General features: G+C 69.8%; 13 protein-coding genes. 11 read left to right on the forward strand and 2 right to left on the reverse strand.

All coding sequences use genetic code 11. From position 1 onward, the window contains the following. Nucleotides 1-50 precede the first annotated feature (50 nt). The gene (locus AN215_RS27930) at nt 51-1,517 is read right to left on the reverse strand and encodes an HtaA domain-containing protein (RefSeq protein ID WP_070010449.1); all 1,467 of its coding nucleotides are present in this window, start codon (nt 1,515-1,517) and stop codon (nt 51-53) included. Nucleotides 1,518-1,707: 190 nt separating this feature from the next. Between AN215_RS27930 and AN215_RS27935 the strand changes: the two genes are divergently transcribed. From AN215_RS27935 to AN215_RS27955, 5 genes are all read left to right on the forward strand, one after another. Further along, nucleotides 1,708-2,724, forward strand: coding sequence for a heme/hemin ABC transporter substrate-binding protein (locus tag AN215_RS27935; protein ID WP_070010448.1), 1,017 nt, complete (start codon nt 1,708-1,710; stop codon nt 2,722-2,724). A gap of 149 nt (nt 2,725-2,873) precedes the next feature. After that, complete coding sequence (locus AN215_RS27940; protein WP_070011262.1) at nt 2,874-3,986, forward strand: FecCD family ABC transporter permease; 1,113 nt, start codon at nt 2,874-2,876, stop codon at nt 3,984-3,986. Nucleotides 3,987-4,027: 41 nt separating this feature from the next. Then, the gene (locus tag AN215_RS27945) at nt 4,028-4,915 is read left to right on the forward strand and encodes a heme ABC transporter ATP-binding protein (protein ID WP_079123471.1); all 888 of its coding nucleotides are present in this window, start codon (nt 4,028-4,030) and stop codon (nt 4,913-4,915) included. A gap of 334 nt (nt 4,916-5,249) precedes the next feature. Further along, complete coding sequence (locus AN215_RS27950; protein ID WP_070010447.1) at nt 5,250-5,477, forward strand: hypothetical protein; 228 nt, start codon at nt 5,250-5,252, stop codon at nt 5,475-5,477. Between the two features lie 96 nt (nt 5,478-5,573). Continuing rightward, complete coding sequence (locus AN215_RS27955; RefSeq protein ID WP_070010446.1) at nt 5,574-6,809, forward strand: right-handed parallel beta-helix repeat-containing protein; 1,236 nt, start codon at nt 5,574-5,576, stop codon at nt 6,807-6,809. A gap of 116 nt (nt 6,810-6,925) precedes the next feature. Here AN215_RS27955 and AN215_RS27960 read toward each other — a convergent pair whose 3' ends face one another. After that, a complete protein-coding gene (locus tag AN215_RS27960; RefSeq protein ID WP_070010445.1) occupies nt 6,926-8,455 on the reverse strand; it encodes a helix-turn-helix domain-containing protein in 1,530 nt (509 codons plus the stop codon). A gap of 256 nt (nt 8,456-8,711) precedes the next feature. On the opposite strand from AN215_RS27960, the gene AN215_RS27965 reads away from it, so the two are divergent. From AN215_RS27965 to AN215_RS27990, 6 genes are all read left to right on the forward strand, one after another. Next, on the forward strand, nt 8,712-9,608 hold the full coding sequence (locus AN215_RS27965; RefSeq protein WP_070010444.1) for a bifunctional helix-turn-helix transcriptional regulator/GNAT family N-acetyltransferase: 897 nt from the start codon (nt 8,712-8,714) through the stop codon (nt 9,606-9,608). A gap of 263 nt (nt 9,609-9,871) precedes the next feature. Next, nucleotides 9,872-12,679, forward strand: a complete 2,808-nt coding sequence (locus tag AN215_RS27970; RefSeq protein ID WP_070010443.1) for an aconitate hydratase — start codon at nt 9,872-9,874, stop codon at nt 12,677-12,679. A gap of 363 nt (nt 12,680-13,042) precedes the next feature. Further along, nucleotides 13,043-14,461, forward strand: a complete 1,419-nt coding sequence (ngcE, locus tag AN215_RS27975; RefSeq protein ID WP_070010442.1) for an N-acetylglucosamine/diacetylchitobiose ABC transporter substrate-binding protein — start codon at nt 13,043-13,045, stop codon at nt 14,459-14,461. 67 nt (nt 14,462-14,528) lie between these two features. After that, nucleotides 14,529-15,605 (forward strand): carbohydrate ABC transporter permease, encoded by a 1,077-nt coding sequence (locus AN215_RS27980; protein WP_079123472.1) that lies wholly within the window; start codon nt 14,529-14,531, stop codon nt 15,603-15,605. A gap of 23 nt (nt 15,606-15,628) precedes the next feature. Then, nucleotides 15,629-16,567 (forward strand): carbohydrate ABC transporter permease, encoded by a 939-nt coding sequence (locus AN215_RS27985; RefSeq protein ID WP_070010441.1) that lies wholly within the window; start codon nt 15,629-15,631, stop codon nt 16,565-16,567. 296 nt (nt 16,568-16,863) lie between these two features. Then, nucleotides 16,864-18,117 carry an ROK family transcriptional regulator gene (locus tag AN215_RS27990; protein ID WP_070011259.1) on the forward strand — a complete coding sequence of 418 codons (1,254 nt, stop codon included), beginning with the start codon at nt 16,864-16,866 and terminating at the stop codon, nt 18,115-18,117. The last annotated feature ends 105 nt before the right edge of the window (nt 18,118-18,222 follow it).

Below are 18,222 nucleotides of genomic sequence, written 5' to 3' on the forward strand. Positions count from 1 at the left end.
TGTGGGAGCAGGGGAGTGGGGGAGCAGGCATGGGCAGCCGCACTGCCGGTTCAGCCGGCCGCCGGGCCGCCGCGCCTTCTGCGGACGACGGCGAACGTGGCCCCGGCCGCGAGGAGCAGGGCGACTGCCCCGCCGGTCACGACCAGCGGCACCGCCGGGGAGGCCGAGGTTCCGGAGGCGGCCTTCTCGGTCCGGCCGGTCTCCGCCGCGCCGGCCTTCTCCGCCGAAGCGGAGGATCCGCTGCCCAGATCGGGGAGTGGGGGCAGATCGGCGTCGCCGTCGAGCGCGACGGCCAGCGATACGGGGTCCATGGCGGTGCCCTCGGCATACATGCCGCCGAACGCCTCCGCCCCCTCGGGTGTGAGCTTCGCGGGCACTTCGGTGAGGACGACCAGGCCCTTGCTGCCGGGCTCCAGCGCGGACTTCTTCGCTGCGAAGGTCACCAGGGGCTGCTTCTTCGCGGTCCCGCCGTCGCTCCGCACGTCGGCGGAGAGGGTGCCTTCGCCGTCCTCGACGCGCACGGAGAACTTCGACAGCGTGAGGTCGAGATGCCTGCCGGTGAACCGGACCGCACCGGTGAAGTCCGCGTCGAGCGTGCCCTTCCCGGTGTCGTACTCGCCCTTGCCCTGGCCGAAGCGGAAGAGTGCCCCGCCGTCCTGGGCGCCGCCGGTCAGCTTCCATCTGCCCTTGGCGACGGCGCCGGTGACGTACTCGCGGAAGGTGCGGCGCACACCCCAGTCGACGGAGCCGTCCTCGATACGGCCCGCCTCTTCCGGCTTCCTCGCGCCGTCCTTCACGGACTTCCCGCCCCCGGAGCCGTCCCGCTTCCCCGTCTTCGCCTTCAGATCGACGGAGAGGCTGACGGGGTCGAGAGGCGTACCCGCCTTGTAGTAGCCGGCGAAGGACTTGGCGCCTGCCGCCGTGAGGGCCGCGGGGACGTCGGTGAGGGCGACCGGGCTCTTGCCGCCGCGCATGTTCACGCCGGAGAGGTCGAGTGAGGCGAGCGGCACCTGAGCCCGAGTGGACAGCCGGCCGCTGCCCTTGGCCTTGCTGCGGATGTCCGCGTACAGGGTGCCCGAGCCGCCGTCGATCCGGACGGCCGGGCGGCTGACGGTGAGGTCCAGCTCATGGGTTCCGTCGGGCTTCTTGTGCCCGGTGAAGCGGACGCCGCCCTGGAAGGCGGCGTCGAAGGCGCCGCTGTCCGGTGCGTAGCTGCCGTCGGCCGAGTGGAAGCGGAACCGGCTCCGGCCGGCCGTCGCCGTGCCGCCGTCGAGTGCCCAGCGGCCCTTGGCTATGGGCCCGGTGACGTAGCTCTGGAAGGACGCCTTGATGCCCCAGTCCAACCGCCCGCCGGAGACGGCCCGTTCAGCCGATTCGGCCTCGACCGCCCCCGCGGCTCCGGCCGTTGCCGCCCTCGGGGTGCCGGCCTGCGCGGTGGTCGCGGGGAGCGCCGCCAGTGGCACCGCGGCCAGCAGCGTCACGGCGAGTGTGCGTGGCAGGCATCTGCGATGCGGCATCGGTGCTTCTCCAGTCACAGCGGGCGCGGCCCGGTGGCCGGCGCGCGGGCCGGTCCGCAGTCGGCCGGGGCCGGGCATGGGACAGCAGGGGACAACCGGTACTAGCGATGTTAGGTAAGCCTAACCTAAGGTATTCGCGAACTCCACTGGAACCACCGCGTTCCGGCACTCCCACGCGAAAGGCGCAGAAGTGCATCAACGACCGCGCGTTCTCGGGGCCTTCGGCGTCGTACTCGCCCTGGCGCTCGCTCTCACCGGCTGCGGCGGCCCCGGACAGGGCGACGGAACCGGCACGGGCGGGGAGCCCCGTGCACGCTCGGCCGCCGACCGCGCAGAGCCCCTGAGCGGTCCCGCTCCCGAGCCCGAACTGCCCGCCCGCGTCACATCTGCCGACGGGCACCGCGTCACGGTGCGCGACGCCCGGCGGATCGTGCCGCTCTCCGGCTCCCTCTCCGAGATCGTCTACAGCCTCGGCCTCGGGAAGCGGGTCGTCGCCCGCGACATCACCGCCACGTTCGCCCAGGCCAGGAAGCTGCCCGTGGTCACGCGCGCGCACGACGTCTCGGCGGAGAGCGTGCTGTCCCTCAAGCCGTCCGTCGTGCTCGCCGAGACCACGACCGGGCCGGCCGAGGCCGTCGACCAGATCCGCGAGGCGGGCATCCCGCTCGTCGTCCTCGGCCCCGCACAAGACCTCGGCGACGTGGGCACCCGTATCGCCGCTGTCGCCAAGGCACTTGGCGTGGACGACGCGGGCGACCGGTTGCGGGAGCGCACGGACAAGCGCATCGACGCCGTACGCGACGACCTGCCCGGCGGCGACCGGCCCCGTGTCGCATTCCTCTACCTGCGCGGGTCCGCATCCGTCTACCTCCTCGGCGGCGCCCGCTCAGGTGCCTCCTCCCTCATCGAGGCGGCGGGCGGCGTCGACGCGGGTGAGGAGTCCGGGATCGAGAAGGACTTCACCGCCATCACCAGTGAGGCCCTCGCGAAGGCGGCGCCCGACGTCATCCTCGTCATGTCCAAGGGCCTGGAGTCCGTCGACGGGGTGGACGGGCTCCTCAAGATCCCCGGCGTCGCCGAGACCCCCGCCGGAGCGGACCGCCGCGTCGCAGCCATCGACGACGGCATCCTGCTCAACTACGGCCCCCGCACTGACGAGGTGCTCAAGGATCTCTCCCGGCAGATCCACAACGGCGGCGCCAAGTGAGCGCTCCCGCACGCCCCGAAGAGGGCGGCACCGGCACGGACCTCGCGGACGCAGCGCCTCCGGTGGAGGACGCGAACCGTGCGGACGGGGCGGTCCGGCCGGCGGTGCCGGGGACGGTGGAGGCCGGCCCTCACCGCAAGACCCTTGCGTTGAGGGCCGGTCGGGGCCGCAAGAGCACGGGCGACCCCGGCCGCCGCCAGGCCGGACCGGCACCGAACCCCTCGCTCCGTACCCGCCGCAGCGTCGCCGCACCGCTCACCACCGGACTCCTCGCCGCGCTCGTCGCGCTGGGTCTGCTCTCCGCGGGGATCGGCGCCTACGGGATACCGGTCGGCGACGTACTCGGCTCGCTCGCGCACCGGTTGGGCGTGGGCGGCGCCCCGCTGGACCGGGTCGCCGAGAGCGTGCTGTGGAACGTGCGGCTGCCGCGCGTCGCGCTCGCGCTCCTCGCCGGTGCGTCGCTCGGCTGCGCGGGAGCCTTGATGCAGGGCGTGTTCGGCAACCCGCTGGCCGAGCCCGGCGTCATCGGCATCTCTTCCGGGGCGGCCGTGGGCGCCGTCGCCTCCATCGCCTTCGGACTGAGCTTCCTCGGCAACTGGACGGTCACCGCCTGCGCGTTCGTCGCCGGGCTCGTCACCGTCCTGCTCGTGTACGTGCTTTCGCGCTCCGGCGGGCGTACGGAGGTCGTGACACTCATACTCACCGGCATCGCCGTCAACGCCTTCGCGGGCGCCCTCATCGGCCTGTTCATCTTCTTCGCCGACAACGCGCAGATCTCCCAGATCACCTTCTGGCAGCTCGGTTCGCTCGCCCAGGCCACCTGGCCCAAGGTCCTTGCCGTCCTTCCCTGTGCCCTGCTCGGGCTGTTCGCCGCGCCGTTCTACGCCCGCAAGCTCGACCTGCTCTCCCTCGGTGAACGCTCGGCGCGGCATCTCGGCGTCGACGTCGAACGGCTGCGCGTCGCCCTGGTGCTGGTCGTCGCGCTGTTCACCGCAGCAGCCGTAGCGGTGGCGGGCGTCATCACCTTCGTGGGGCTGCTCGTGCCGCATCTGCTGCGCATGGCCGCGGGCCCCGGCCACCGGTTCCTCGTGCCGGGCAGCGCGCTGGGCGGCGCCCTCGTCCTCGTCGCCGCGGACCTCGCCGCCCGTACGGTCGCGCAGCCCGCCGAACTGCCCCTCGGAGTCCTCACCGCGCTGCTCGGCAGCCCGTTCTTCTTCTGGCTGCTGCGCAGGGCCCGCCGCCGTCAGGGCGGCTGGGGGTGACCCCCGCCTCCGCCCGCGCCCGCACGGAAAGGCACGCACCCATGGCACGTCTCCTCGCCTCGCTGTCCCCGCTGTCCTCCCGCTTCTCCCGGCGCGGACAGCGCGGCGCACCCGCCGGCCCGGCCCTGCCACCGGGCACCCCGGGGGCCGAGGCGCACGGTGCGACCGTGCGACTCGGGCGACGTACGGTTCTCGACGGCGTGGACCTCGCTCTCGCTCCCGGCGAAGTCCTCGCGCTCGTCGGCCCGAACGGCGCCGGCAAGTCCACGCTGCTGGCGGCGCTCGCCGCCGACACCCCCGTGAGCGGGGGCAGCGTGCACATCGCGGGCCGCCCCGCCGGCGCCTGGACGGCCCGCGAGCTCGCCACCCGCCGCGCCGTGCTGCCCCAAGCCGCCACGCTGGCCTTCCCGTTCACCGTCGAAGAGGTCGTCCGGATGGGCCGCGCCCCCTGGGCGGGCACCCCGCACGAGGACGACGACGAGGCGGCCGTCGCCGCGGCGATGACCGGCGCCGAGGTCACGGACCTGGCGGCGCGTCCCTTCTCCTCGCTGTCCGGCGGGGAACGCGCCCGCGTCGCCCTCGCCCGCGTGCTGGCCCAACGCGCGCCCGTGCTCCTGCTGGACGAGCCGACGGCGGCCCTCGACCTGCGCCACCAGGAGCTCGTCCTGCGGCTGTGCCGCGAGCGCGCCGCCGAGGGCGAGGCGGTCGCCGTCGTCCTGCACGACCTGGCGCTCGCCGCCGCCTACGCGCACCGGATCGCGCTGCTGGACGCGGGCCGCCTGATCTCGGCGGGCGCGCCCGCCGAAGTCCTGGACCCGGCGGTGCTCACCCGCGTCTACCAGCATCCCGTCGAGAGCGTCCCTCATCCGCGCACGGGGGCGCGGCTGGTGCTGCCCGTACGGGACACCGGCGGACACCCGGCGAAGTGAGGCCGCACCGCCGACCGAGGACACGGCTCGTGGCGGACCGGGGGCTCCGGGGGCACGTCGTCCACTTCCTCGGCCGTCGCACCGGGTGCGCCCGCCAAGGGGCTTGGCTCGCGCCTGCGCGTAGCGCCCGGTGCTCACCGGGGAATCGCTCGGTTGCGCGGCGCAAACCTCAGGCCAAGAGATGAGTACGTCCACCGGTCGCACACCGCGCAAGGCCCGCGGATCAGCCCGGGCATACGGACCTGCTGGAGGGGCGCCTCCGCTTCCGCGGTCGTAGCGTCGTCGAAGTGATCACCCCGGCGACTCATTCCCTCCGGAAGACGGGATCCTCCGCATGACGACCACGTGCAAGCGAGGCGGGCTGAACGCCGCCGCCCTGGCACTCGGCCAACGCCGGCGATGCGAGGTTGGTCTCCACCGGGTCACCGCCAACACCGCCACCGCGAACGGCGGCGGCGTCTACCAGGCCGCCCCCGCAGTGAGCCTCACCGGGAGCGCCGTCATCAACAACACCCCTGACAACTGCGCACCCGTCGGCACCGTCCCCGGCTGCAACGGCTGACCCCTCCCCTCCCCACCCGCCCGGGTGCGGGTCAGTGCCGGAAACCCAGGAACATCGCAGCCCGATCAGGCTCAACCCCTCTACAAGGGAGCAGAGATGTCCTCGACCAGATCCGTCGTCAAGTACCTGCTCACCACCGGCATGGTCGCCCTCCTCTGGGCCACCGGCCTCGCCTCACCGGCCTCGGCCACCCAAGCCGTGATCGTCGTGGGAACACCGAGCGCAACATGCTCGAACCCGCAGCACGCGACCATTCAAGCCGCGGTCACCGCAGCGGCAGCCGGTGACACCATCCGCGTCTGCCCCGGCACGTACAACGAGTCGGTGAACGTGACCAAGTCATTGGTCTTCCGCGGGGCAAGGGCAGGCGTGGACGCACGCAGCGGCCGCACGAATCCCACACAGGAGTCCGTCGTTCAGCCCGGTGCGTCCGCCGGTTTCACGGTCGCATCCGGGGTCAGCGACGTCACCGTCGACGGGTTCACCATCCAGAACTCCGCAGCCGACGGCATCAACACGCTCTCCGGCGGCAGCGGCTTCACCATCACCAACAACATCGTCACGGGGAACGCCATCGGCATCAACTTCCGTTCCCCGGGCACCGCTTCGACCCCTTCAGTGATCCGGCACAACCGGATCGTGAACAACAACAACAGCCTGCCTGAGGGTGGCGGATCGGGCGTGTTCCTCGGCGGCGGCCAGGGAACCAACGACCTTTCGGTCATCCAGAACCGCTTCGGCGGTCACGTCAATGCGGACGTCAACACGCAGGGAGTCCTGGGCGGCGGAGACCCCGCGGAAGATCTGACCATCGCCGGCAACACAAGCACGGACAGCGCCACATTTCTCGTACTGATCAACGCCGACGGCCCGAGGGTCCTCAGCAACCAGATCACGAAGAACGCCGCGCTGCCTTCCGGCAGCGCCATGCTCATCGACTCGGACACCGACAACGCTCAAGTCCTGAGCAACATCATCACAGGCGGCCAAGGCACAGGCATCCGGGTAGCAGCGCTGTTCGGTCCCGATCCCAGCACCGACCTGAGAGTCTCGAACAACATCGTCCGGTCCCGAACCAACGGCGTCCTCATCGAGGGACTGGACTCAGGCACCTTCTCCTCCAACGTCGTCCAGGCGAGCACCGCCAACGGAATTCAGGTGGACGCGACCGTGGACCCGGCCACCCCGCTGCTGTTCACCGGCAACGTCGCCAGGGACAACGCCACATGGGACGCCATCGATGAAACCAGCGGCGGCGGGACGGCCGGCACGGCCAACACCTGGAGAGGGAACGTGTGTCCCAAGGACTCCCCGGACGGGATCTGCGTCTGAACGACACCTGCGATTGATCGAGAAGTCATGAGCCCGGCGGAGCCGGCGGACCCGATCCGGGGCCGCCGGCTCCCGCCGGGCGTCGCGGGCACGGATCCGGGAAACCGGGCACTCACTCAGATGTCGCGGAACGTCTCGATCTGTGCGCCCACTTCGTTGAGCCGCTCGGCGAGATCCTCGTAACCGCGGTTGATCACATAGACGTTGCGCAGCACGGACGTGCCCTCCGCCGCCAGCATCCCCAGCAGCACCACGACCGCCGGTCGCAGCGCCGGCGGGCACATCATCTCCGCGGCGCGCCAGCGGGTCGGGCCCTCCACCAATACCCGGTGCGGGTCGAGGAGTTGGAGACGCCCCCCGAGGCGGTTGAGGTCGGTGAGGTAGATGGCGCGGTTGTCGTAGACCCAGTCGTGGATGAGGGTCTGCCCCTCCGCGACGGCGGCGATCGCGGCGAAGAAGGGGACGTTGTCGATGTTGATGCCCGGGAACGGCATCGGGTGGATCTTGTCCGCCGGCGCCTCCAGCTTGGAGGGACGCACCGTCAGGTCGACCAGGCGCGTACGGCCGTTGTCCGCCGCGTACTCCGGGCTGCGGTCGGTGTCGAGGCCCATCTCCTCCAGCACCGCGAGCTCGATCTCCAGGAACTCCACCGGCACTCTGCACACGGTCAGTTCGGAACCGGTGACGACCGCTGCCGCCAGCAGGCTCATCGCCTCCACCGGGTCCTCGGAGGGGGAGTAGTCGACGTCGACGTCGATCTCGGGAATGCCGTGCACGGTCAGCGTGGTGGTGCCGATTCCCTCGACCCTGACGCCGAGCTGCTCCAGGAAGAAGCACAGGTCCTGGACCATGTAGTTGGAGGAGGCGTTGCGGATCACGGTCACGCCGTCGTGCCGCGCCGCGGCCAGCAGCGCGTTCTCGGTGACGGTGTCCCCGCGCTCGGTCAGCACGATGGGGCCGCCGGGCGTGACGGAACTCTCGACGACGGCGTGGTAGAGGCCCTCGGTCGCCGTGATCTCCAGGCCGAAGCGGCGCAGGGCGATCATGTGCGGCTGCACGGTGCGCGTGCCGAGGTCGCAGCCGCCCGCGTACGGGATGCGGAACTGGTCCATCCTGTGCAGCAGCGGGCCGAGGAACATGATGATGCTGCGGGTGCGGCGGGCGGCGTCCGCGTCGATGGACTCCAGGTCCAGCTCCGCCGGGGGCACGATCTCCAGATCCGCGCCGTCGTTGATCCAGCGGGCGCGTACGCCGATGGAGGAGAGCACCTCCAGGATGCGGAAGACCTCCTCGATGCGGGCCACCCGACGCAGCACCGTACGCCCGGAGTTGAGCAGCGAGGCGCACAGCAGGGCGACGCAAGCGTTCTTGCTCGTCTTGACGTCGATGCTCCCGGACAGGCGGCGCCCGCCGACGACGCGCAGGTGCATCGGACCCGAGTAGCCGAGGGAGACGATCTCGCTGTCGAGGGCCTCGGAGATGCGGGCGATCATCTCAAGACTGATGTTCTGGTTGCCGCGCTCGATGCGATTCACCGCGCTCTGGCTCGTACCGAGAGCCTCTGCGAGTTTCACTTGTGTCCAGCCCCGGTGCTGACGGGCGTCGCGGATCAGTTGCCCGATGCGGGCCAGGTAGTCATCAGTCATAGCCCTGAGAATATCTCACATGTGAGATGACTTCGCACCGAGGGTGTGTCCGTGCGGTGTGCATGCGCGTCTCCGCCGGGCAGGGCGGGGAAAATCCGCACCGGGGTACGGGCGCGTCGCAGCGCGTGACCGCGGCGGGGTGCGCGACCGCGCGGGATGTGCGCGGCGGCGCCGGACGGGCGTGCCACACGCCCTTGCTCGGCCGCGGGGTGCCGGGCTCTGGTCAGCGGGAGGATTCTCTGACTATGGTCAGAGAATGGATGCCGGACAGATCGACCAGGTGCGGCGGTTCAACCGCACCGTCACCGAGCGCGTGGGCGCGCTCCACGATCACTTCCTGGGCCGTGACCGGCCCATCGGCGAGGCCAGGCTGCTCTGGGAGATCGGAGAGGCGGGTCAGGAGGTGCGGCAGCTGCGCGAGCGCCTGGGGCTCGACTCCGGATACATCAGCCGGCTGCTGCGCTCACTGACCGACGCAGGCCTGGTGGCGGTGGAGCCGGAGCCCGGGGACAGGCGGGTGCGCACCGTCCGGCTCACCGAGGCGGGGCGCGCGGAACGCACCATGCTCGACGACCGCAGCGACGAGCTGGCCGGCTCCCTGCTGCGCCCGCTCAACGCCGCTCAGCGGGCCCGCCTGGTCGACGCCATGGGCGAGGTCGACCGGCTGCTGACCGCCGCGACGGTCACCCTCGCCGCCGTCGACCCCGACCATGCCGACGCCCGGCACTGCCTGCGGTCCTACTTCACCGAGCTTCAGGAGCGCTTCGAGGCCGGCTTCGACCCCGCGCGGAGCCTGCTGCCCGACGCCGGCGAACTGCGGCCCCCGTACGGGCTGTTCCTGGTCGCCCGGCTGCACGGCGAGCCGGTGGGCTGCGCCGGGCTCAAGCTGCCGCCGGGCGCCCCGGCCGAGATCAAGCGCATGTGGGTCGCACCGGACGCCCGACGGCTCGGACTCGGCCGCCGCTTCCTGTCCGAGCTCGAGGAACGGGCCGTACGGCACGGCCGGGACGTGCTGCGCCTGGACACGAACAAGACGCTGAACGCCGCGAAGGGTCTGTACGAGGCGTGCGGGTTCCGGGAAGTGCCCGCCTTCAACGACGAGCCGTACGCCCACCACTGGTTCGAGAAGCGGATCGGCCGGCCGCCGGCGTGAGAGCCCGGGCGAGCGGTACGCCTCCGGTGCGGGGCGTCGTCGTCGAAGACGGCGGCGCGCACCCCCCATGACCGAGCGGCGGTCGTGTATTAGGGTTATCTCGACATCGAGATAACTTGCTGAGCGTGTGCACAGAAACGCGCACACACGACCGCAGCTGAGTAAGGCTTGCCGGCAAGGCCGAAGCCAAGCCTCGCCCGCTGGGGGTTCTCCGGCCGCAGGGCCAGGGGACGGATGCCAAAGACGCACTGAAGGAGACTGTCGTGTCGGCGAACAGCTTCGACGCCCGCAGCACGCTGCAGGTGGGCGACGAGTCGTACGAGATCTTCAAGCTGGACAAGGTGGAGGGCTCCGCCCGCCTCCCGTACAGCCTGAAGGTCCTGCTGGAGAACCTCCTCCGTACCGAGGACGGCGCTAACATCACCGCCGACCACATCCGGGCCGTGGGCAGCTGGGACCCGAACGCCCAGCCCAGCCAGGAGATCCAGTTCACGCCCGCCCGCGTGATCATGCAGGACTTCACGGGCGTGCCGTGCGTGGTGGACCTGGCGACCATGCGCGAGGCCGTCAAGGAGCTGGGCGGCGACCCGGACCGCATCAACCCCCTCGCCCCCGCCGAGCTGGTCATCGACCACTCCGTGATCGCCGACAAGTTCGGCACGGCGAACGCGTTCGCGCAGAACGTCGAGCTGGAGTACGGCCGCAACCGTGAGCGCTACCAGTTCCTGCGCTGGGGCCAGACCGCCTTCGACGAGTTCAAGGTCGTACCGCCCGGCACCGGAATCGTCCACCAGGTCAACATCGAGCACCTGGCCCGTACGGTCATGGTGCGCGGCGGCCAGGCCTACCCGGACACCCTCGTGGGCACCGACTCGCACACCACCATGGTCAACGGTCTGGGCGTGCTCGGCTGGGGCGTCGGCGGCATCGAGGCGGAGGCCGCGATGCTCGGGCAGCCGGTTTCGATGCTGATCCCGCGCGTCGTCGGCTTCAAGCTGACCGGCTCGCTGCCGACCGGCACCACCGCCACCGACCTGGTCCTCACGATCACCGAGATGCTGCGCAAGCACGGCGTCGTCGGGAAGTTCGTGGAGTTCTACGGCGAGGGCGTGGGCGCGGTGCCGCTCGCCAACCGCGCGACCATCGGCAACATGTCGCCCGAGTTCGGCTCCACCGCGGCGATCTTCCCGATCGACGGGGAGACCATCAACTACCTGAAGCTGACCGGCCGTTCGCAGGAGCAGCTCCAGCTCGTCGAGGCGTACGCCAAGGCACAGGGCATGTGGCACGACGCCGGTCACGAGCCCGAGTACAGCGAGTACCTGGAGCTGGACCTGGCCACGGTGGTGCCCTCCATCGCCGGCCCGAAGCGTCCGCAGGACCGCATCGCGCTCGCCGACGCCAAGCGGCAGTTCCTCGCGGACCTGCCCGACTACGTCTCGGACGCCCAGCCGGCCGCGGCCCCGCAGGCCTCTGCCTCTCCGGTCGATGAGGCGAGCTCGGAGTCCTTCCCGGCGAGCGACGCCCCGGCCTACGGCCACGCCGAGAACGGCGCCGGCAGCCCCCAGCACGCCGCCATCGGCTCGCAGCCGGACAGCGGGCCCTCCAAGCGTGTGCAGGTCACGGGGCCCGACGGGAACTCGTACGAGATCGACCACGGTGCCGTCGCGGTCGCCGCGATCACCTCCTGCACCAACACCTCCAACCCGTACGTGATGGTGGGCGCCGCCCTGGTGGCCAAGAAGGCGGTCGAGAAGGGCCTCACGCGCAAGCCGTGGGTCAAGACCACCCTCGCCCCCGGCTCCCAGGTCGTCATGGACTACTACGACCGGGCCGGACTCACCCCGTACCTGGACAAGCTCGGCTTCAACCTCGTCGGCTACGGCTGCACGACCTGCATCGGCAACTCCGGCCCGCTGCCGGAGGAGATCTCGCAGGCCGTGAACGACAACGACCTCGCCGTCGTGTCCGTGCTCTCCGGCAACCGGAACTTCGAGGGCCGGATCAACCCGGACGTGAAGATGAACTACCTCGCGTCCCCGCCGCTGGTCGTCGCCTACGCCATCGCCGGCTCGATGAAGACCGACATCACCACCGAGCCGCTGGGCACCGACCAGGACGGCAACCCGGTGCACCTCGCCGACCTGTGGCCCTCCGAGCAGGAGGTCGAGGAGGTCGTCGCGGGCGCCATCGGGCAGGAGATGTACACCAAGGGCTACACCGACGTCTTCGCCGGCGACGCACAGTGGCAGGCGCTGCCGGTGCCGACCGGCAACACCTTCGAGTGGGACCCGCAGTCCACGTACGTGCGCAAGCCTCCGTACTTCGACGGCATGGGCACCGAGCCCTCCCCGGTGGAGGACATCTCGGGCGCACGGGTGCTGGCCAAGCTGGGCGACTCCGTCACCACCGACCACATCTCGCCGGCCGGTGCGATCAAGGCCGACACCCCCGCGGGCCAGTACCTCACGGAGCACGGTGTCGAACGCCGGGAGTTCAACAGCTACGGCTCGCGGCGCGGCAACCACGAGGTGATGATCCGCGGGACCTTCGCCAACATCCGGCTGCGCAACCAGATCGCCCAGGGCACCGAAGGCGGCTTCACCCGCGACTTCACCCAGCCCGACGCCCCTGTGTCCTTCATCTACGACGCGTCGCAGAACTACCAGGCGCAGGGCATCCCGCTGGTGATCCTTGCGGGCAAGGAGTACGGCTCCGGCTCGTCCCGCGACTGGGCCGCCAAGGGCACGGCGCTGCTGGGCGTCAAGGCCGTCATCGCCGAGTCGTACGAGCGCATCCACCGCTCGAACCTGATCGGCATGGGTGTGCTGCCGCTGCAGTTCCCCGAGGGGCAGAGCGCCGAGTCGCTGGGGCTGAGCGGCGAGGAGACCTTCTCCTTCTCCGGGATCACCGCGCTCAACGACGGCGGTACGCCCGAGACTGTCAGGGTCTCCACGGAGACCGGCGTCTCCTTCGACGCCACGGTCCGCATCGACACCCCTGGTGAGGCCGACTACTACCGCAACGGCGGGATCATGCAGTACGTGCTGCGCTCCCTGCTGCGCAAGTAGCACGGCACCGGCCCGGGCGACGGGTGTGCACCACGGCAAGCGAGGCGGGTGCCGGGATCGACCTCCCGGCACCCGCCTCTGCGTGTTCGCCCCCGGCCGCGCGCCCGTACCGCCGGCCAAGAATCCGCCAGGTCTCAACTCGGGAAAGACTCACCAAACGGGTTGCTTTGATCTTGCCCTGTTGACGCCAAGTGGACTATACCTGTCGGCACCTCACGAGGGCCCGTGCGCGCGGCGCTCCTGGCGGTAGCGAAACGTACAACTCAGCTTCAACTGACCCGCGGTGTCGGGCCCTTCGCCGGTGGGCGAGTCGTCGGGAGACCGGAACACCGCCTGAGTCCTGGAGAAGGCGAGGACTTGAGCATGGGATCCAACCACGTCAACCGCCGTGACCTGATCAAGCGATCCGCAGCGGTCGGCCTGGTCGCCGCACCCGGCATGGGCATGCTGAGCGCCTGCGCCAGCGGCGGCGGCGAGAACGACGACAAGGTCGAGAAGGGCAAGAAGACCAAGGACAATCCGCTGGCGGTCAACAAGGACGCCAAGCTCGAAGTCGTGATCTTCAACGGTGGCTACGGCGACCAGTACGCCCTGGACAACCACAAGGTCTACGAGAAGAACTTCGGCAACGTCAGCCACTCCAAGACCCAGAAGATCCGCACGAAGATGCAGCCGCGGATGGTCAAGGGCAATCCGCCGGACGTGATCAACAACTCCGGCGCCGAGAACATGGACGTCGCCAGCCTCATCGAGAAGGACCAGGTCGCGGACCTCCAGCCGCTGCTGGACGCGCCCTCCCTCTACGACCCGTCGAAGAAGGTCAGCGAGACCCTGCTGCCCGGCGTGGTGGAGAAGGGCCGCTTCGGCAGCGACAAGGTCTACCAGCTCAACTACTCCTACACCGTCTACGGCGTCTGGTACTCCAAGACGAACCTGGAGAAGCTCGACCTGGAGTACCCGAAGACCTGGGACGAGATGCTCGCCGCCTGCGCCAAGGCGAAGAAGGAGGGCATAGCGGGCTGGACGTACGCGGGCAAGCACCCGTACTACTTCGCCTTCAGCCTCTACCCCTTCATCGCCAAGATCGGCGGCAAGGAGGTCCTCGAGGCGATCGACAACCTCGAGCCCAACGCCTGGAAGCACGACGCCGTGAAGAAGGCCTTCGAGGCCTACCACGAGCTCTACGCCAAGGGCTACATCCTCAAGGGCACCCCGGGAATCGACCACATCCAGTCCCAGACGCAGTGGACCAAGGGCAAGGCGCTGTTCCTCCCGAACGGCTCCTGGGTCGAGAACGAGGCCAAGGGCACCACGCCCAAGGACTTCGAGATGACCGTGGCTCCGCCCTCCAGCCTCGACAAGTCCGACGCCATGCCCTTCGAGACCATCTGGGCTGAGGCGAGCGAGCCGTTCATGGTGCCCGCACAGGCCAAGAACGTCGAAGGCGGCATGGAGTGGCTGCGCACCATGATGAGCAAGCAGTCCACGCAGAACTTCAGCAAGCAGGTCTCCGCTCTCACCTGCGTCGACGGCGCCTCCGACGGGCTGGACCTGCAGTCCGGTCTCGCCTCCGCGCAGGAGATCCTCAAGGCGGCCGGGGACGAGAACCGGGTGGGTCCGCGCATCCGCGACTGGTACCTGGAGCTGGACAAGGACAAGGTCGGTGGCGCGCTCGCCTCGATGATGTCCGGCGACATCGAGCCGGCCGAGGCCATGAAGCGCTGCCAGAAGGCGGCCGACGAGGTGGCAAAGGACGACTCGGTCAAGAAGTACAAGCGCTGACGGGGAGGGTCCACAGCAGCGCGGTACGTGATCCATCGGTCGACTGGTGAGTATGGAGCGGGGCGGAATGGCGAACGACGTCCGGACAGTGGACAAGACCACCACTGATTCAGGATCGGACAGAGGCGCCGGGGGACCGGCGCGCAGCGGAGCGGGACCTCTCGTTCTCGCGTTCCTCCTGCCGCCCCGCTTCACACCGGAGAAAGTGCGCAACGACCGGCGCTACCGGACGCTGGACAAGTACCGGTTCGTCTGCTGGTTCCTGCTCCTCCCGATCGTCATCTACGCGATCTTCGTCGTCTCGCCCTTCTTCCAGGCGTTCTACTACTCGCTGACCGACTGGACGGGCTTCAGCAGCGACTTCGCCTTCGTCGGAGCCGACAACTACGTCCGGCTGCTGGAGGACTCGTCGTTCTGGGCCTCGTTGCGGCACAGCCTGCTGCTGCTCGTGGTCGCACCGCTGGTGACACTGGGCCTCGGGCTCTTCTTCGCCTTCATGCTCCAGGCGGGCGGGCGGCACAAGAAGAACGAGGCCATCTCGGGCGTACGCGGCGCGAAGCTGTACAAGAACGTGTACTTCTTCCCGCAGGTGCTCTCCGTGGCGATCATCGGTGTCGTCTGGGGCGCGATGTACGACCCGATCACCGGGCCCATCAACGAGGTGCTGCGCCTGGCCGGGCTGGACTTCCTCACGCGCTCCTGGCTCGCGGACCCCAAGTTCGCGCTGTCGTGCGTGCTGTTCGTGCTGTGCTGGATGTTCATCGGCTTCTACGTGGTGCTCTTCTCGGCCGCCATGGGCGCGATCCCCAAGGACATCTACGAGGCGGCGCTGCTGGACGGCGCGAGCCGTCCCGCCACGTTCTTCCGCGTCACGCTGCCGCTGATCTGGGACACGGTGCAGACCGGCTGGATCTACATGGGCATCCAGGCGCTGGACTCCTTCGCGATCGTGCACATCATGACCATCAACCGAGGGGGTCCGGGGGAGTCGACGCTTGTCACTCCGGTCTACCTGTACAAGAAGGCATTCGACTCCGGGCAGGCCGGTTACGCCACCGCGATCGGCGTCGTACTGCTGCTCGTGACCATGGTGTTCGCGGCGATCATGATGCTGCTGAACCGCCGCGACCGGATCGAGTACTGAGAATGAGCGGGGAGACATCAGCAATGAGCGCAACCCAGCCCGCCGAGCCTGCCGAGAAGGCCGCGGCCGAGGCACCTTCCCAGCCGGCCGCGGGCGTGGCGGCGGCGGCGAAGGAGCCGAAGGGACCGGGTACGGAAGGCGGCACGCTCAACGTCTTCGCCAACTCCTTCCTCGTGCTGTGGGTCGTCATGGCCGCCGGCCCGCTGGTGTGGGTGATGGTCAACTCCCTGCGGGACTCGGGGGACATCCAGGGCAAGCCCTTCGGACTGCCCACCGCGTTCAGCTTCGAGAACTTCGCCAACGCCTGGTCCGACGCGAACATCGGCACCTTCGCGCTCAACTCGCTGATCATCCTCGCGGGTTCGCTGCCCGGCACGATGCTTCTGGGCTCGATGGCCGCGTACGTGATCGCCCGGTTCACCTTCCCGGGCAACCGCTTCATCTATCTGCTCTTCGCCGGCGGCATGATGTTCCCCATCATCCTGGCCGTCGTGCCGCTGTTCTTCGTGATGGACAACTTCGGCCTGCTGGACACCAGGCAGGGGCTGATCCTGGCCTACATCGCCTATTCGCTGCCGTTCACGACGTTCTTCATGACGGCGTTCTTCCGCACGCTGCCCGGCAGCATCGCCGAAGCGGCCACCATCGACGGCGCCTCGCACATGCGGACGTTCTTCCAGATCATGCTGCCGATGGCCAAGCCCGGTCTGATCAGCATCGGCATCTTCAACTTCCTCGGCCAGTGGAACCAGTACTTCCTGCCGCTCGCGCTGAACTCTGAGCACGGGGACCAGGCGCTGCTGACCCAGGGCCTCGCCGAACTCTCCGTCAACCAGGGCTACGAGGGGGACTGGGGTGCCCTCTTCGCGGGCCTGACCATCGCGATGGTCCCGATCCTCGTCGTCTACATGGTCTTCCAGCGTCAGGTCCAGGAGGGGCTCACCGCGGGCGCCGTCAAGTGATCCGCCCGGAGCGGGCAGGACTCCCGGAACGGGCGGAATCAGACGGAACGGGACAACCGCGGAACCGCCGCGGACCGGGCCGTACGCGGGAGAGGGCTGCCCGCTCACACTCCGTAGAATGTCCCGCAGGTGAGCACCCACCTCGTTCAAGGTCTTGACGGGAGATAACCGCTCGGGCTCTGCTTGGAGTTCAGGTGTTGGAGACAAGCCGTTTCCCGAAGACGCGGTACGGCGGACGGTCCGATGGTCGCGCCGCGCCACGCGTTGGCGGCCGTCGAGGCGGGAGTGGATCAGTGGTGGAGACTCCGGGGTCGCAGTCCTCGCTGCACCGGGCGAACCTTGAACGGGTCGTACGGGCGGTACGCATGGCGGGCTCGCTCACCCAGGCGGAGATCGCCCGGACCACGGGGCTGTCCGCGGCCACCGTCTCCAACATCGTCCGGGAGCTCAAGGAGAGCGGAACCGTCCAGGTCACGCCCACCTCGGCGGGGGGACGCAGGGCGCGCGCCGTGTCACTCAGCGGCGACGCGGGCGCCGTCGTCGGCGTCGACTTCGGGCACTCGCATCTGCGCGTCGCGGTCGGCAACCTGGCACACCAGGTGCTGGCCGAGGAGGCAGAGCCGATCGACGTCGACGCCTCGGCCGACGAGGGCTTCGACCGGGCCGAACAGCTGGTGCACCGGCTCGTCGCCGCCACCGGCATCAGCCGCGAGAAGCTGATCGGCGTCGGCCTGGGCGTTCCGGGGCCCATCGACGTGGTCACCGGTGAGCTGGGGTCCACGTCCATCCTGCCGGGCTGGAGCGGCACCCATCCGCGGGAGGAGCTGGCCGCACGGCTGGGAGTGCCCGTACACGTCGACAACGACGCGAACCTCGGTGCCCTGGGCGAGCAGGTGTGGGGCAACGGGCGCGGCGCGAGCGACCTGGCGTACATCAAGGTCGCCAGCGGTGTCGGCGCCGGCCTCGTGATCAACGGCCAGATCTACCGTGGCCCGGGCGGCACGGCGGGCGAGATCGGCCACATCACGCTCGACGAGTCGGGCCCGGTCTGCCGCTGCGGCAACCGCGGCTGCCTTGAAACCTTCACGGCGGCCCGCTACGTACTGCCACTGCTGCACTCCAGCCACGGCACCGATCTGACGATGGCGCGGGTCGTTCAGCTCGCGCGGGAGGGCGACCCGGGCTGCCGGCGGGTCGTCGGCGACCTCGGCCGCCACATCGGCAGCGGTGTCGCCAATCTCTGCAATCTGCTCAACCCCAGCCGGGTCGTGCTCGGCGGCGACCTCGCGGAGGCCGGTGACGTGGTTCTCGGCCCGGTGCGCGACTCGGTGGCGCGGTACGCGATCCCCAGTGCCGCACGTCAGTTGACGGTGGTGCCCGGCACCCTGGGCGGACGGGCCGAGGTTCTCGGCGCGCTGGCCCTCGTGCTGAGCGAGATGGGCGACGCGACGCTCCTGGAGCCCTCCGGCTCTTCCCCCGCGAGCACGGCCGCGGGCACCGTGGACGGTGTGAGCAGGGCGCCGGTGGGTGCCGTGGCGGCATCCGCCTGACCGACGGGCCGCAGGACGGGAGCGGCGGGCGGTTCGCCTCCGCTCCGGATCCGTTCAGGCACACAAAGTGGCGCTTTGGGTTCATACAGATAACGGATGGCATCG

The organism is Streptomyces abyssalis (assembly GCF_001751365.1).
In the GTDB taxonomy this organism is placed as follows: Bacteria; Actinomycetota; Actinomycetes; order Streptomycetales; family Streptomycetaceae; genus Streptomyces; species Streptomyces abyssalis.

Excerpts from the sequence above, each read along its gene's own strand:
- AN215_RS27955 (WP_070010446.1), top strand. The coding sequence starts at position 5,574 with ATGTCCTCGACCAGATCCGTCGTCAAGTACCTGCTCACCACCGGCATG.
- AN215_RS27945 (WP_079123471.1), top strand. The coding sequence starts at position 4,028 with ATGGCACGTCTCCTCGCCTCGCTGTCCCCGCTGTCCTCCCGCTTCTCC.
- AN215_RS27980 (WP_079123472.1), top strand. The coding sequence starts at position 14,529 with ATGGCGAACGACGTCCGGACAGTGGACAAGACCACCACTGATTCAGGA.
- AN215_RS27960 (WP_070010445.1), bottom strand. The coding sequence starts at position 8,455 with ATGACTGATGACTACCTGGCCCGCATCGGGCAACTGATCCGCGACGCC.
- AN215_RS27930 (WP_070010449.1), bottom strand. The coding sequence starts at position 1,517 with ATGCCGCATCGCAGATGCCTGCCACGCACACTCGCCGTGACGCTGCTG.
- AN215_RS27965 (WP_070010444.1), top strand. The coding sequence starts at position 8,712 with ATGGATGCCGGACAGATCGACCAGGTGCGGCGGTTCAACCGCACCGTC.
- ngcE (WP_070010442.1), top strand. The coding sequence starts at position 13,043 with ATGGGATCCAACCACGTCAACCGCCGTGACCTGATCAAGCGATCCGCA.
- AN215_RS27985 (WP_070010441.1), top strand. The coding sequence starts at position 15,629 with ATGAGCGCAACCCAGCCCGCCGAGCCTGCCGAGAAGGCCGCGGCCGAG.
- AN215_RS27950 (WP_070010447.1), top strand. The coding sequence starts at position 5,250 with ATGACGACCACGTGCAAGCGAGGCGGGCTGAACGCCGCCGCCCTGGCA.